The sequence below is a fragment of the Acetomicrobium flavidum genome (genome assembly GCF_900129645.1).
In the GTDB taxonomy this organism is placed as follows: domain Bacteria; phylum Synergistota; class Synergistia; order Synergistales; family Acetomicrobiaceae; genus Acetomicrobium; species Acetomicrobium flavidum.
In genome coordinates this window covers 1,072,199-1,087,263 of record NZ_FSQZ01000001.1, presented here as the reverse complement: position 1 = coordinate 1,087,263, position 15,065 = coordinate 1,072,199, and the positions used below count along the sequence as shown (strand labels likewise).

12 protein-coding genes are annotated in these 15,065 nt (G+C 49.5%); 8 read left to right on the top strand and 4 right to left on the bottom strand.

The genetic code is table 11. The annotated features are described in order from the left end of the window. Positions 1-30: 30 nt before the first annotated feature. Positions 31-3,642 (top strand): AsmA family protein, encoded by a 3,612-nt coding sequence (locus tag BUQ78_RS05590; protein ID WP_074199546.1) that lies wholly within the window; start codon positions 31-33, stop codon positions 3,640-3,642. Positions 3,643-3,661: 19 nt separating this feature from the next. Here BUQ78_RS05590 and BUQ78_RS05585 read toward each other — a convergent pair whose 3' ends face one another. Further along, positions 3,662-4,636, bottom strand: a complete 975-nt coding sequence (locus BUQ78_RS05585) for a threonine ammonia-lyase (RefSeq protein WP_014807902.1) — start codon at positions 4,634-4,636, stop codon at positions 3,662-3,664. Positions 4,637-4,785: 149 nt separating this feature from the next. Between BUQ78_RS05585 and BUQ78_RS05580 the strand changes: the two genes are divergently transcribed. The 5 genes from BUQ78_RS05580 to BUQ78_RS05560 all read left to right on the top strand — a co-directional run bounded on the left by BUQ78_RS05580 (position 4,786) and on the right by BUQ78_RS05560 (position 9,169). Next, positions 4,786-5,871, top strand: coding sequence for an HD-GYP domain-containing protein (locus tag BUQ78_RS05580; RefSeq protein ID WP_014807903.1), 1,086 nt, complete (start codon positions 4,786-4,788; stop codon positions 5,869-5,871). A 35-nt stretch (positions 5,872-5,906) separates the two neighbouring features. Continuing rightward, a complete protein-coding gene (cobT, locus tag BUQ78_RS05575; protein ID WP_014807904.1) occupies positions 5,907-6,905 on the top strand; it encodes a nicotinate mononucleotide-dependent phosphoribosyltransferase CobT in 999 nt (332 codons plus the stop codon). Continuing rightward, positions 6,902-7,459: a bifunctional adenosylcobinamide kinase/adenosylcobinamide-phosphate guanylyltransferase gene (gene cobU, locus BUQ78_RS05570; RefSeq protein WP_014807905.1), complete on the top strand. Its 558-nt coding sequence runs from the start codon at positions 6,902-6,904 to the stop codon at positions 7,457-7,459. The genes cobT and cobU overlap by 4 nt, the downstream gene beginning before the upstream one ends. A 94-nt stretch (positions 7,460-7,553) precedes the next feature. Further along, positions 7,554-8,300 (top strand): adenosylcobinamide-GDP ribazoletransferase, encoded by a 747-nt coding sequence (locus BUQ78_RS05565; protein ID WP_014807906.1) that lies wholly within the window; start codon positions 7,554-7,556, stop codon positions 8,298-8,300. 59 nt (positions 8,301-8,359) lie between these two features. Beyond that, entirely contained in the window at positions 8,360-9,169 is an 810-nt protein-coding gene (locus tag BUQ78_RS05560; protein ID WP_014807907.1) for a Cof-type HAD-IIB family hydrolase, read from the top strand. Here BUQ78_RS05560 and BUQ78_RS05555 read toward each other — a convergent pair. The 3 genes from BUQ78_RS05555 to BUQ78_RS05545 are packed head-to-tail and all read right to left on the bottom strand — an operon-like array spanning position 9,150 to position 12,498. Continuing rightward, positions 9,150-10,322 carry an aminotransferase class V-fold PLP-dependent enzyme gene (locus BUQ78_RS05555; RefSeq protein WP_014807908.1) on the bottom strand — a complete coding sequence of 391 codons (1,173 nt, stop codon included), beginning with the start codon at positions 10,320-10,322 and terminating at the stop codon, positions 9,150-9,152. The two genes, BUQ78_RS05560 and BUQ78_RS05555, sit on opposite strands and share 20 nt — an antisense overlap. A gap of 31 nt (positions 10,323-10,353) precedes the next feature. Then, positions 10,354-11,475 (bottom strand): MGDG synthase family glycosyltransferase, encoded by a 1,122-nt coding sequence (locus tag BUQ78_RS05550; RefSeq protein ID WP_014807909.1) that lies wholly within the window; start codon positions 11,473-11,475, stop codon positions 10,354-10,356. Between the two features lie 15 nt (positions 11,476-11,490). Continuing rightward, positions 11,491-12,498 carry a DHH family phosphoesterase gene (locus BUQ78_RS05545; RefSeq protein ID WP_014807910.1) on the bottom strand — a complete coding sequence of 336 codons (1,008 nt, stop codon included), beginning with the start codon at positions 12,496-12,498 and terminating at the stop codon, positions 11,491-11,493. Between the two features lie 39 nt (positions 12,499-12,537). On the opposite strand from BUQ78_RS05545, the gene BUQ78_RS05540 reads away from it, so the two are divergent. Both BUQ78_RS05540 and dnaA read left to right on the top strand, forming a co-directional pair. Then, a complete protein-coding gene (locus BUQ78_RS05540) occupies positions 12,538-13,341 on the top strand; it encodes a metallophosphoesterase family protein (protein WP_074199545.1) in 804 nt (267 codons plus the stop codon). 326 nt (positions 13,342-13,667) lie between these two features. Then, entirely contained in the window at positions 13,668-15,005 is a 1,338-nt protein-coding gene (gene dnaA / locus BUQ78_RS05535; RefSeq protein WP_143228341.1) for a chromosomal replication initiator protein DnaA, read from the top strand. Positions 15,006-15,065: the final 60 nt, after the last annotated feature.

The window sequence follows — 15,065 nt, the reverse complement described above, 5'->3', positions numbered from 1 at the left end:
GCCGACCTGCCCGGCCAAGGGTTGTTTTGAATGTTGAAAATCAGGCTTCAGGGAAAATTCATTAAAATACTTGCTGTCCTTATTTGCATTCTAGTGCTTTATTTTGGCTTCGCTGCTATGGAATTGTGGAAACAAAGGGGCGACTTGGGGGCATCCTTCGTTGCCCAGCAATTTCAAAACGCAGTCAAAGCTTCAACAGGCGCAGATCTTCTTTTTGCGTCATTTTCCGGAAACCCCTTCACGGGTTTCGTGGCCAAGGACGTAAAATTTAAGCTGGACGACAGGACGCTCGATCTGGCTGAGTCCATAAGCATAAGGTTTTCGCTTAAATCTTTGATAACCGGAAAGCCCTCGATAGGCAACATCACGGTAAGCTCCGCAAAGGTCGCCACCGACGATTTCGTCAAGTTGCTTGACTTGTTTTCCGCAAACGATGAAGCCAAGCGAAAGATATCGGTCGACGAAGTGGCTTTAAACGACGTGCAGATATTTGGCAAAAGAAGGATTCACATCGAAAGTGCACATCTTAAGCTGAAAAGTAGCCCGATGGCCTTCGACCTTCGAGGTAAGGTCGACTTATTGGGTTTATATGCCAAGGGTAATCTCCTAATTACTGATGGACATGCATACTTGAGGGACTGCGCAATTCAGACCGGGCACGGAGGCAGGCTTTCCTTGGAGGGGGAAATAGCTCCGTCGTTTGAATTAGAGGGAAACCTTAGAAATGTAAGCACTGACGAAATAGTGGCCATACTTCCCAAGTTCGCTTCAGCCAAACCCAAGGGCAACATCTCAGGACGAGCAAAGTTCACCTCAAACGAAGGACGCCTTAAAGTAGAGGGACATTTCGACGTACCCTCAGGAGAAATCGTGGGCATTCCGATAAATGACGCCTCATTTTTTCTGGTCTATGCCGATAAAGTCCTTGACGTTAAGGTGCTTCAAGATCGCTCCTTCGATTCCGACTTGGCGGGAAAGATTGTGGTGCGCTTTAACCCCACAAGGCTAATGCTGCAATTGAACTCCAAGGAGGCATCGATAGAGTCGTGGAAAAAACGCTTCAACTGGCTTTCTTCCCTCAATGGAGTCGTTAAAGATGTCACCCTGTCCTTGGAAGGCCCGCCCAAGGAGTTGTCCGGCAAGGTTGCCTTTAAATCTTCGAGCCTGAAAGCATTAGACTACACCTTGTCAAATGCCGAAGTCATAGCCGAGATCTCGAGCAATGCCATCGGTTTTAAAGGGAAGGGCATCTGGCAGGATATGCCCATAAAGCTTCAGGGAACGACCTCGAAGGGTGATTCGTTAGAACTCAACGCCCTGATAGAGGCCAAGGATGTGGACGCAAACAGGCTTAAAAGCTTCGTCAAGCTTGATGAGGCCATTGAGCTGCAGGGACGCCTCGACGTGTCTTTAAAGCTACAGGGCAAGCCCGATAGACATGACATAAGCGGCGCCGTGCAGTCCGGCAACCTGAAGATCAATGGCACCGAATTAAAGGACCTCAAGGCCGATTTTGAATCGAAAAAGGATAGATCCCTGGTCATATCGTCTTTGCGGGCAAAGGTATATGATGCACTACTAAATGGCAAGGGCAGCATCAGCCTTACATCCTCCGAAGCGGTCATAGATATATCCGGCGCCCTTGCAAATTTGGATGCGGGCAGGATCATCGATGAAGGAGAGCCAAGGATCTCCGGAAACCTGACGGCAAAATGGCAAGTGCTAAAAAAGGGTGGCGCCATGCTCGTGTCTGCACACGTCGAAGCCCCGGTACTCAAGGTTGGTGATCTTTTGGCTTTAAGTGACTTATCGGCCGACTTAAAGTCTGCCGACGATGGCTTTGACATCTCGGGCCAAGGCAGTATGCTTTCGGGCAAGGTCGACTTTTCCGGAAGGATGAGGAGGATCAACAAGATCCCCTCCGTGGACATATCCGGAAGATTTGACGACGTGAGGCTTTCGTCAAAAAGATTTCCGCTGGAAGGGTCGCTAAACGGGCCGTTTCACATAATGGGACAAGGGGGAAAGTTTACGCTTTCAACAAGCTTTGCAAGCGATAAGGTTGAGATGAAAGGCATCCCGCTGAAAGGCCTAAAGGGTCAAATCGAGGTAGATGGCTCCCATATGGTCATAAAGTCGCTATCCTTTGGCCTCTACGACGGGCAAGTGGAATTAGCGGGAACCATGCAGAAGGATTCCCTGGATCTGGAAGGAAATTTCAACGCCGTAAACCTGGCACACCTTCCCCTTCCTCCTGAATGGTTTTCCCAAGGTATGACCGCCGGGACGGTAAGTATAAAGGGCAGCTTAGATCATCCTCAAATAGCAGCGAAGGGCATCATCAGGGAGGCGGCGATTGACGGTTTTTCCTTTGAGAGGGTCAATTTTTCGGCAAAAAGCGATTTGACCAATTTCGAGGTGGAAGAAATAGAGGCATACGATCAGGGAGGAGTTTTAAAGGCAAAGCTTCGAGGCCTTTTCCGACCCCGGCCAAGTTTTGAATTTGAGATACATGGAGACAACATACCGGCAGATTTGCTGGCATGTGCCTTTTCTTACAATCTAAAAGGCAGTTTTAAGGGCATGACCCACTTGCATCTTTCCGGCAGTTACGACAACGGCTTAAAATTGCATGGCGAAGTTAAGGCAGGCAAATTATCTCTTCTTGGCATCGAGCTCGAAGATCTAAATGTGCCCATACGTTTATCGAACGATGCATGCCAGATCGACACGCTGAAGGCAAACATATCGGGCGGAACGTTACAGATGCGCGTTAACGCCAAGAGGAGCAAGCCGCTGCGTTGGGAGGCGGCAATTTCCGCAAAAAATATCCCCCTCGAACCCCTGGTTTGCGGCATCCTGGGAAATTCCTTTGCAGCAAAGGGCAATGCGACCATTTCGCTCGACCTCAAAGGCGAGGGCACAAGATCGGTAAACGTCTCAGGCTTGGGCAAGATGGAAATTACCGACGGCCAGATCGCTGGGCTTCGAGAGACAAACAATAAGGTATTAAAAGACCTGGGCCTGGACAGTTTCAAGTTTCAGCGATTCTCCCTGGATTTCAACGTCAACGGACCTTCTTTCTACATTTTACCGGGAAGCATGATAACGTCCATGCCCAATGACTCCCTGTACCGATATATATCCTTTGACGGCGTCATAACCACGGGCGGCAAAATAGATCTGTACTGCCTCGGAAATATAAACGTGAAGGCGCTGAACGCCCTGACACAGGCGTTAAAGAGGGTAGCTACCCTGGAAAATCCGTCGGAACAAAGGGTGGCACAAAACTTGCTCGAGGGCTTCATTGGCGGTTACTCTGCAAAGGACTTCAAGGACATATCATTACGCGTGAACGGCACATGGCCTTCTTTGACACTTGCACAATTGCGCGTGGACGAACCCTTGACGAGCAAGAATTCCTCTCCCCGTTTTGTGGACGATGACGAGGATGAAAAAAGCATCAGGCTCTTTTTTACCTTCCCGACCGGCAAGGGTAAATCTCCTAACTATGACTTCGGGGATCAGTTCATATCGCAATTGCTGCAGGGGCTTTTAGGCCAACTCTTCTCCCCCGATACACAGGCAAACGAAAAGAAGGGCACTTTCACGACGGCCGATGATTTAAAGGTGGAACACTAACATCGGCCGCCATGCGAAGTTAAAGGGTGACTTTCTCCAGTATATTCATCAGGACCTCATGGTCAATATTGCCACCCGATATAACCACGCCGACACGTCGCCCTTTAGCAGAAACACGACCCGACAGCAAGGCCGCAACACCCACGGCGCCGGCACCCTCTACGATTTGATGATGCCTGCGGTGAAGAAAGGCTATGGCCTTGGCTATATCGTCTTCCGTAACGGCCATGAAATCGTCCACCCTGACCCTGGCCAAATCCAACAGGGATTGAGGGATGGAACCGGTGAGACCATCGGCAAGGGAGTCCGAGTAAGTAACATCTATGACCCTGCCCGATTGCCATGAGACCACCCACGGCATGGAGGCCACTGACTGCACCCCTACAATCCTGATACCGGGAGATAGGGCCTTGGCGATCGTGGCTATGCCGGAAATCAACCCTCCCCCTCCGGCGGGAACCACCAGCATATCGAGGTCCGGCACATCGAGCAACATCTCCAGCCCCACCGTTCCTGCACCACAGATTATATGGTGATCTTCGTAGGAAGACACATAAGTCAGCCCTTCACTCCTTGCCAGCTGTCTGGCGGCCTGTTCGGCATCGTCGTAGAGGTGCCCTACGACACGAAGGTCTACGACATCGCCTCCCAAGCGCTTGATAGCCCTCTGTTTGTTCGCGGGGCACACGCCAGGTACGAAGATCACGGCCTTGACGTTGAGCATCCTTGCAGCTATGGCAACGCCCTGCGCATGATTGCCGCTAGAAGCCGTAACCACTCCCCGCTCGCGCTCTTCCTCGGACATATGAAACATCTTATTGAGAGCTCCCCTTATCTTAAAGGAACCGCAGGGCTGCAGGTTCTCCCACTTCAAATAGACAGAACCGCCAGCTATGTCGCTCAAATCCAGGGATTTCTCAATTGGAGTATGCCTAACCTTTTCCCTTAAAAATTGCGCAGCCAACAATATATCCGTAGCCTTTGGCCAGATCATCTTTTTCCTTTTCTCCTCTTAATTTATAATATGTATGAAGGTTTTTTCGACAGTTCATGATAATATTATATTAATCATAATCCTATGTCAAAACTATAAACTACAATCGATTATATCCGATCTTCAGGGACAGAGGTGATCCCTATTTAATGAAGCTGGTAAGTTCCGATAAACTTAAAGCAGGAATGGTGGTCGCAAGGCCAATAATTTCCGACACGGGTACCCTTCTTTTAAACAGCGGCATCACCCTCAACGAGCGGCTAATAGAGCTGATCAAAAGGAGGGGCATCCCCTTTTTGTACATAAAGGACGAGAGGGTAGACGTAAAAGCAGAGCCCCTCATATCTCCCGAGGACATGGCGAGGGCAACACATACGATAAAGAAGGCCTTTGAGGCAGCATTGCAAAATAACGTCAAAAGATCTCTACCCTTCGACCTCGAGGACATTAAAAACCTGGTCTTTAATATCGTCGACGTGATACTGAAACAAAACGATCTGGTGGTCCACCTCATCGACATCAAGAACGCCGATTCCTACACCTTCCAGCACAGCCTTCAGGTCATGACGATATCATTGATGATCGGGAAAAAAATGAATTTGACGAAGAGCCAGCTTCATAACCTTGGTATGGGCGCAGTCCTGCACGACATAGGAAAGGTCGCAATCCCGAAAAATATTTTGAACAAAGAAGGGCCATTAACTCCTGACGAGGTGGAAATATTAAAGGCGCACCCTCGCATCGGTTTTGAGCTGTTGCAGGACAACTCCAAAGTCTGGCCGACCGCCAAGGCAGTCGTGTTACAGCACCACGAGAAGTGGAACGGCACGGGCTATCCTAAAGGCTTGGCCGGAGAGGAAATACATCTGTACTCCCGAATAGCCGCCCCTGTGAACGTCTACGACGCATTGGTATCGAAAAGGCCATACACGAAGTCGCTTCCTCCCCATGAGGCTTACGCCTATGTCAGAGAAAACATGGGGGTATTATTCGATCCCGAGGTATGTAAGCAATTTCTCGATATAGTGGCGCCATACCCGATCGGAACATGGGTGAGGCTGTCCAGTGGTTATACCGGACTGGTGGTATCGGTCAAGCAGGGGATGGTGCAATATCCCGATGTTACCGTGTTTTACGATGAGAACATGAAGCCCCTTAAGGAACCGGTAACCATATCGTTGGCAGAGAACGCTATCCTGTCCATACAAGAGGTAGTCGAAGAGCCAACCCCATGATTTAATCATAAATTTCATCAAAAGGAGACTTTGCAATGTTCTTATTGTGCATCGCCAATACCGATCTGAGCAAGATACCTAACCTTTCTGCAGCGGGAGCAAACCCAGAGGCCATAAAGTACACGGTACCCTGTGATGCCGAATTCCTGTTTTGGGGAAAATGCCTTTCCACCTCGGCACTGCCCGTGGACCCCGAAGGTCATCCGACACCTGCCATTTTTTCCAGGGCAGCCCGCGAAGAGGCAAATTTTCCGGTCATGGTGTTAAGGGCCGGAAGTTTCCTGCCACCCAAATGTCCCTACGTCGAGATGGGTTCAAAACCAGGGTCAAACCCGCTGGAAAATCCCGCAGTGGATGAAGTGGAAAAGATATACTCATGGGCCAAGGAGCTGGGCAATGTTTTGGCCTCCACTAACCCACTGCTCGTGATAGGAGAGTCCATTCCCGGTGGCACAACTTCCGCTTTCCTGGTCTTAAAGGCCCTTGGTTACGACGGGATGGTGTCCTCCGCAAGTCCCCATAATCCCTCAAACTTGAAGCTCGAGGTTTGGGAAAAATGCTGTAGCAAATATGGGATAAAAGAGGGCGGTTTTAGGGGAAGAGGCCTAGAGGCTGTGGCGCTTTTAGGCGACCCGATGCAGGCAGCAGTCTCGGGGCTGGCAATGGGCTCATATGCCAAATCAAGGTTGATACTTGCGGGCGGAACGCAGATGCTTGCCATTGCTGCCGTATTGAGAAATGAGGGATACGATGGCATGATAGAGCTTGCCACCACGAAATATGTGGCCTCTGACAGTTCGGCCAACTTCGCCAAATTGGCCGAAGAACTGGGCGTAAAAGCTCACGTGGTCTCCATGGACCTATCGCAGTCGCCCTTCAGGGGGCTTTCGGATTACGAGAAGGGATACGTAAAGGAAGGAGTAGGGGCTGGCGGTGCTTTATGGTATGCTAATTACTTGGGAGTCCCCCTAGAAAGGGTCCTAAGAAGAGCGGAACAGATATACGGAGATTTAATGGAAGGCATGACATCATGAGGTTAACGCTTGTACTTGGCGGAGCAAGGAGCGGCAAGAGCAGCTTCGCAAAGAAGCTTATGGAGGGCTACAAAGGCCCGGTGACCTTTTTTGCAACAGCGCGCGCTAAGGATGAAGAGATGAAGCGACGCATATCGCTACACAAAAAGGAAAGGCCGGCATCGTGGGATACCTGGGAGGGAAACCCCGGCGATCTGATAGAACATCTAAATGCAGTAAAGGGGGCTGCTCTGATTGATTGCCTTACTACATGGCTGTCAGAATTCATGTTCGATAGATGCGACATGGAGAATCTGTCGGAAGATGATTGGGATGAGGTGCAAGGAGAGCTTCTCTCAAACGTCGAGATGCTATGTAAGACAAAGGGGCCTGAACTTTTGGTCGTGGTGAGTAACGAGATCGGCAGTGGGGTAGTACCTGCATCGTTAATGGGACGGAGGTTCAGAGACCTCCAGGGAAGGGCTAACCAGATAACAGCGCTTTATGCCGATGACGTAGTCATGATGATAGCAGGGCTTCCGTTATGGTTAAAGGGAGGAATGCCATCTAGCTAAAATAGGGAAGTTACTTAAAGCCCCATGTAGCCGGCGACCTGAGAGCTTATTGCAAAGCAATTTATTAAAATATCTTCTGAAAGGAGGTCCAACCTTGCGTTTCGTAGAAATTCTGGCGGCTTCATTCTCGTTCTTCAGCAGGATTCCGGTCCCTGCAATTTTGCTGCCCGAAGGGGAACCACCTTATGGCATGATGCTTGCCTTATCCCCCATAGTGGGCGGAGTGCTTGGTGCGCTTTGGGGAGGTCTAGGAGTGCTTCTTAGCCTAAAATTTGCGGCCCTGGGCGCTGCATGGTCATCGGCCTTGATATATATATTGCTGGGCTGGGGGCTACACCTGGACGGCCTAAGCGATATAGCGGACGGCTGGGGAAGCGGAAGGAGCGGTTCGGCCCTAAAGGAGGTAATTAAGGACAGCAGCTGCGGACCCTACGGGGCAATGGCGCTGATTGTAGCTTTGGGACTGTGGACATCGCTTCTTTTTGCCTTTCCCTCATGGCGTTGGATAACGATCGGCATAATAGTCGGGGCATCTGGCAGGTGGGCAATGTGTTGCGCGTCCTTCTTTGGTCACTATCCGTGGAAAAACGGGATGGGCCTTCCCTTTGTAGAGGGATTTTCCGTAAGAGAGCTTGCCTACTCCTTTGTGTGTTTTGCTATATTTTTTCTGATCGGACCGTGGCTGTGGATATTATCGTTCCTATCGACATCCATCGTCAGTGCACTTTTGACCATATGGGCACACGAAAAAATAGGAGGAGTAAGCGGAGATGTCCTGGGTACAATTGAAGTGTTGGCCGAGCTTTTTGCCCTTGCCACGATAGCTCTGTTTACATCTTAATTATGCCCTGCATAATAAAATACGGATTTTTTAAAATTATCATAAAGAAGTGAAGCAGGATGAAAAGGATAAAACTTGTGGCGATCGACCTGGACGGATCGCTTTTAACATCTCAGGATACGATAACGGAAAGGACCGTTCAGGCTGTAAGGGACTTAATTTCTCGCGGCATCATCCTGGTTGTGGCAACGGGAAGGATGTTCTGCTCAGCTAAAAAGTTCGCGCTGCTCTTTGGACCACATACCCCCGTCATCGCCTACAACGGTGCATGGATAAGTTATGCCCAAGGTGAGCTGCTTTCACACAAACCTATCCCCTTAGACCTTGCAAGAGAAACGTTGAACTTCTTCAAAGAGAGAGATTGGTACGTTCAAAGCTACATCGATGACGTGCTTTACGTCAGGGAGCTGAACGATAAGGCCATAACTTACGCCAGACATTCCGATGTCACGCCAGTCGTAGCAGGAGATAAACTTTATAATCCCAAAAAGGAACCGACGAAGCTCCTCGCCGTCGCCGACGACGTAAGCGAAACGGAGAGGATGAGGGATGAGATCAAGTCGCATTTTAACGATCGCCTTTTTGTGGCAATCTCATCACCCCTATACATAGATATGGGAAATCCAGAGACCAACAAGGGAAAAGCCCTAACATTTCTTGCCGGCCACTTTGGGATAACAAGAGACGAGATATGCGTCATAGGCGACTCGGAAAACGACATAAACATGTTTGAAGCAGCAGGGATTTCCATAGCTATGGGCAACGCCAGGGAGGAAGTGAAGGCCAAGGCCACCTTTGTCACGGCATCAAACGACGAAGACGGCGTCGCCGTAGCCATAAAAGATATAATTATCCCCGACTTTCTCTAACCAGGGTCGACAGGGCATCTAACAATACGTCTATATCGTCGTTCGTATTGAAGGGACCTATGGATACCCTGAGGGCACCCTCCGGAAACGTCCCAAGCGTCATATGGGCACGGGGAGCGCAGTGTAATCCCGGACGTGTTTCTATGCCCCAACGCTCGTCGAGGTCCAGGGCAAGCTTTGCGTTGTCGATTCCCTTGACGTTCAATGCGAAAACGGGCAACCTATCCGCCATATTCATTGGTCCGTAAAGGATGACCTCATCTATGTGCATCAAGCCTTTCAAAAGCCTTTCTCCCAGTTCGTTCAGCTTCTCGGCCAACTTATCCCTGCCTTCATTGTCTGCCCACAGTAAGGCTGCCTGCAGCCCTGCTATGCCCGGTAAATTGGGGGTGCCGGCCTCGAACTTGTCGGGCAATCTTTTAGGTTGTATCTCCTCGTGAGAAAAGCTTCCCGTGCCACCCTCTATAAGAGGCATCACGCGATCGGCAAAGTCCGGCCTCCATACCACCCCGCCAATGCCTTGGGGGCCTAAAAGGCCTTTGTGGCCGGTAAAACAGAGAGCAGCTATGTCGTTTTCGGATACCGATATGGGGATGTGTCCCGCCGTCTGGGCTGCGTCCACCACTATGGGGACGCCCTTATCGCGGCAGATCCTACATAAGGCTTTTAAGTCCTGCAAGGTCCCGCAGACGTTGCTTGCGTGATTCAATACGACCAGATCGGGCATATGCTTTTTTAGCTCATCCTCGAAGATTTCCTCATGCATGTACCCTTTTTCGTCGCATTGGACGACCACGAGGTTTACGCCGTCTCTTTCCAGGTGCCTCAAGGGTCGCATGACAGCGTTATGCTCCATGGAAGATGTCAAGACCGTCATGCCCGGCCTCAAAAAACCCTTGATCACCAAGTTTAGCGCCTCCGTGACGTTCGATGTAAAAGTCACATACCGGGGATCGTGATCGCAATATCCGCCAAAAAGGCTAGCTATATTGGCTCGACAATCTGTCACCATGTCAAGTGTCTTTATATCCCTACAGGAAGAACTTCCCCTAGCTAAGTTTGCGCCGGCCTTCAGTATGAAATTCGCCATGCTTTCCGCCACAACCCTCGGCTTTGGCCAACTGGTTGCGGCATTGTTGAGATATACTCCCATATCGATCACTTTCCTTCGAGCTTAAGCTTTGTCATGAAATAGATTCCAAGATCTTGTTAGCGATGAATTCGCCTGCCCTGGGCTTTGCCAATCGCTTTGCCGAACTTAGCAACCTGTTTCGCTCTTTATCGTCTTGAAGGACGCTTAATAGCGTGTTGGCAGCTTTCCTAGGTTCGAAAATTATCTTTGCGGCTCCACGATCAAGCAAATAGTCGCTGTTTCTCTGTTCCTGTCCCGGGATCACCCCACACAAAAAGAAGGGGCGCTCCATGCATAGGACCTCCGACGTGGATAACCCCCCCGGTTTCATCACTATTGCATCGGAGGCAGCATATACATATTCCATTCCCCTGACGAATCCGAAAATCCTAACCTTTTCGTTGTCGGAAAACCTCTCCTCCATGGATTCCCTTAATTCCTCGTTGTTGCCGCATAAGGTCAATACCGTTGCATTGTCTATTTGAGAGAGGGAATCGACGACATCCTCAAGGGGACCAACGCCTATGCCACCGCCCATGACTAGAAGGACGGCGTCATCCTGTGGCAGCTCCAGCGTTTCCCTGGCTAAGGCCTTGCGAGGAGGGGAAACAAAGGAAGGCTTAATCGGAATCCCGGATATGTGGACATTTTTTACATCGATTCCATCCGCTTCGTACTGCAGCAAGGCCTCCTCTGAGGCTATGAACCAACCGTCGTAGACTTCCCGGTCTCGATGGAAGACGTGGCTTAAAAAATCTGTATTCACCAGAAAGATGGGGGCCTTTCCTTTATACTCCTGTGAGACCGCCGAGGCGGCGAAAAAATGGGTAAAGATGATGACGTCAGGAGAAAAGTCGGCCAAGACCTTGAGCAACTTCCTGGCGTTGAGCTTCACCGTAAGCTCATGAAGCCCCGCGAGAAACCCGATGCTTGCCTCGGGCGAATCGGTCGACTCATAAAAATAGCCCCAGATCTGAGGGGCTTTGCGTACCATCTCCAGGTAGGATCGGGCATAAATTCCCCTAATTATGGGGTTCACGTACGCCAACGCGTCAAGGCATATCGTATCCACGTTTACCTTGGAAAACCACTCGCATAAGGCGTACGCAGCCGTCTTGTGTCCCGTGCCAATAGATGAATATATCACAGCTGCCCTTTTCTTTCGATCAGTCATGGCTAATTAACTCTCCTAATCCTTCTTTAATTTGCCCTTCAATATGTCGCCCAGGGTCATCGATATCGGGCTTTCCTGCTCTGAAACCAATTTTATCGCCGACAGGATCGAATCACATATCTGTTCCAGGGAATAATGCGGAGGAAAGTATAACGCCGCTGCATCCCCATGTCCGCCTCCGCGTACCTTCCTGCCATCACGCAACATCCCGGTAATTTTACCGGCCAATCCCGACCTGCTTCTAAGCGACACGGCCCACTCCCCCGTTACTTTCTTGTTGGCCACCGCCACCACCTTTGGCGGATTTTCGGTCCTATCTAAGATTAAGCCACAGAAATCCGACACGTCTCCAAATTCAAGCAACTCCGGCCCAATCGCCATCAGGTCGTCGCCGTAACGTTTGACCTTTTCAAGGGCCTCCGCAAAACGCGCCTCCTGATCATGGACAAATTCGGTCGTTGCTTCATATTCTCCATCGGAGAGAGAGGAAGAAGGATTGGCAACAAGCCTGCAGAAGACGCTCCAGGGACCACACATGGTGATAAGCGCCTGCCAGAGCCTGCTTTCCGGTTTTTGTCCCAGCCACAGGTCCCTGTCGTTGGCTACTTCAACAATGTCGGATAAGATAATCAAACGCTGTCTTGCGCTGTCAGGCAAGTCCTGCGACATGAGCCAGCTGTAATATACCTTGGCAGCACAACAGGAGGTATCGATCTTAAGCCAAGGCCTGTTGCCCCAATTTTGCAACGTCGTCTCGTGATGATCGAAACAAATTGGGCATCCGCCCTCAAAGTAGCTGTCGATGAGATCTATCGTCTCCCTCCTTTGACAAAAAAGATCGAGTATTAAAGGTTTCCTGTCCGATTGAAGGGTCTCCAGGATCGCATTGTCAATTTCTCCATACCCCAGCAGATTAATCTGAAGCGGTGCGCTTTCAGGATAAAGCGCATACCAGGCAACTGCAGCGGCCACTACGCCGTCCAGATCGGTATGGCTTATTATATTAATTAAAGGTCTTTTCAAGACAACTTACACCTCCAAACCATGAAGGGGTGATCATGCATGAGCTTGCGAAAGCTTTTAATCAAAAGCACCGAGATCAACATAAGGCTTCCTTTTCGTCGCGATAATATGGTAGAAAGAGACGCAGACAGCCCTTTAGTAATTATAGGAGATCTTCACGGCGAACGCGATTCCCTAAAGGACATTATAGACGTTGTCGGAGATGAAAGGGATAGCTTATTCCTATTTTTAGGAGACTACGTGGACAGGGGATCGGATTGTATAGGACTGCTCGAGGACATCCTGACCTTCCAGGCAAGAAACCAAGACAGGGTCATACTGCTCAGGGGCAATCACGAAGACTGGAACATGAACGTCCGTTATTCCTTCGCAGGTGAATTACTGGCAAAAGGTTACGAGGACATGATCGAAGACATCCTGGCCTGGTACGAATCTCTGCCGTTGATCGCCCTTTTGGACAGTATTGTGGCCCTCCATGGAGGAGTGCCCAAGCCCGTCCCCAAAGACCTAAAAGAACTTGCCGGGGCACAGGCTTTTGATCCGGTCGGCCTTCAGATTTTATGGAACGATCCCTTGGACGAACAATATTGGCCTCGAGGCGGGGGAACCAAGGCCTTTACAGCAGATGACCTATCCGCCTTTTTAAATCTTACAGGCACAAAACTGCTCATCAGGGGACACCAATATGTTCCAGGCAGAGGCTATAAACTCAACTTCGACAACCAGTGCGTGACCATATTTTCCGCAAGTTACGGTTACGGCTGGCCCAGGTGTTTCGCTTATTTTCCGCATCCTAGTGAAATTTCCCCCGAAAACGTAGAAAGATACATCATAAGGCTGTAAGCTTCATTCCCGATCATCTTGCACATCATGAAGTGCATATTACAGGCTGAAGATGATCTTATTAGATCGAGAAGTGTGGAGAACTTTACAGGGAGTTATTCACAATATGTAGATAACATGTGGATAACTCCGCCACGCTGCTTGCCCACTACATGTTATAATGTTCACTAAATTCGTTTCAATTTAAGAACCCCCATGGTTGCCGTTAGCCTCCAGTAAAAGTTATTCACACCCATGGTAGATAACTGGTGAATATGTGGATAACTTTTGTGGAAATTCTGTGGTAATATTGAGTATAGTTTGTGGATAACTTAGGGGGGCTTTTCGTGAACGACAAGTTAAACGAGATGTGGAAAGAAGTTTTATCGATGGCTCGTGAAAAACTCCCTCAAGGAGCTACGGAGATATGGCTTAAGACATGCCTGCCCATATCGCTGGAGGGTGGAATTCTAACCTTGGATGTGCCCAACGTGTTCGTGAAGGAACAGATTCAATCGCGCTTCCTAGGCGGCCTAAGAGAACTGGTCACGGGCAGAGGATTGGCCAGAGAAGTAGAGCTAGTCGTGGGCACCGAGATGAGAGACGGAGAGCAAAAAAGGGCCGAAACCGCTGCAAGACAGGCCCCGCCGCCACCTGATGGCCTTAACCCGAACTACTACTTCGACACCTTTGTCGTAGGAAAATCAAACAGGCTTGCTCATGCAGCAAGCTTAGCTGTAGCCGAATCTCCCGGAGTAGCCTACAATCCGCTCTTCATATGGGGAGGCGTTGGATTGGGCAAGACGCATCTCATGCACGCCATAGGACATTACATATTAGAACATCTCCCGGGAGCACGTGTAGTATACGCCAGTTCCGAGAAGTTCACCAACGAGCTGATATCGGCCATACAGAACAATAAGACTCAAGAGTTCAAGGCAAAATTTAGGAACGTCGATATACTCCTTATCGACGACATTCAGTTTTTGGCCAACAAGGAAAGCACTCAGGAGGAATTTTTCCATACCTTTAACAGCCTTCACAATGCAAAGCGCCAAATCGTATTGAGCTCGGATAGACCCCCAAAGGAGATACAGAGCATCGAGCAGAGATTGGTCTCCAGGTTCGAGTGGGGGTTGGTGACCGATATCCAGCCACCTGACCTGGAGACCAGAATAGCTATACTACAGAAAAAGGCCGAATTTAAGGGATATACCATCCCGGAAGATGTCGTGTACTTTTTAGCTCAAAACATACCGAGCAACATCAGGGAGCTGGAAGGAGCATTAAATCGCATCATAGCATGTTCCCAGCTAAATATGGAGCCCATAACCATAGAAAACGCTGCTGAATGGCTTAAGGACATAATAAAGATGCAAAAAGTCGGTCCGGTGTCCATAGAGATGATTCAGGACATCGTGGCATCTCACTTCGGCTTTGATGTGGAAGACTTAAAGAGCTCCAAGAGGACTGCGGATTTAGCCTTGGCAAGACAGGTAGCCATGTATTTAGCCAGGGAGTTGACCGAGTCCAGCTTGCAGCAAATAGGAATGGCATTCAATAAAAAGGATCATACTACAGTTCTTCACGCCTGCAGAAAGATTGAGGAAATGTTAAAAGAGGATGTAAAGATGAAAAAGATTGTGGATAACTTGGCGGACAACGTACGATCATCCCGTGAATAAGTATGTATAATCCACACCCCTGCTTCAAAGGTGGAAATTTTCGTACAAAGTGTGGATAAT

Bases quoted from the DNA above. Each gene is read 5' to 3' on its own strand.
- BUQ78_RS05580 (WP_014807903.1), top strand. From the start codon at position 4,786: ATGAAGCTGGTAAGTTCCGATAAACTTAAAGCAGGAATGGTGGTCGCA.
- BUQ78_RS05560 (WP_014807907.1), top strand. From the start codon at position 8,360: ATGAAAAGGATAAAACTTGTGGCGATCGACCTGGACGGATCGCTTTTA.
- BUQ78_RS05585 (WP_014807902.1), bottom strand. From the start codon at position 4,636: ATGATCTGGCCAAAGGCTACGGATATATTGTTGGCTGCGCAATTTTTA.
- BUQ78_RS05555 (WP_014807908.1), bottom strand. From the start codon at position 10,322: ATGGGAGTATATCTCAACAATGCCGCAACCAGTTGGCCAAAGCCGAGG.
- BUQ78_RS05540 (WP_074199545.1), top strand. From the start codon at position 12,538: ATGAGCTTGCGAAAGCTTTTAATCAAAAGCACCGAGATCAACATAAGG.
- cobT (WP_014807904.1), top strand. From the start codon at position 5,907: ATGTTCTTATTGTGCATCGCCAATACCGATCTGAGCAAGATACCTAAC.
- BUQ78_RS05550 (WP_014807909.1), bottom strand. From the start codon at position 11,475: ATGACTGATCGAAAGAAAAGGGCAGCTGTGATATATTCATCTATTGGC.
- BUQ78_RS05590 (WP_074199546.1), top strand. From the start codon at position 31: ATGTTGAAAATCAGGCTTCAGGGAAAATTCATTAAAATACTTGCTGTC.
- cobU (WP_014807905.1), top strand. From the start codon at position 6,902: ATGAGGTTAACGCTTGTACTTGGCGGAGCAAGGAGCGGCAAGAGCAGC.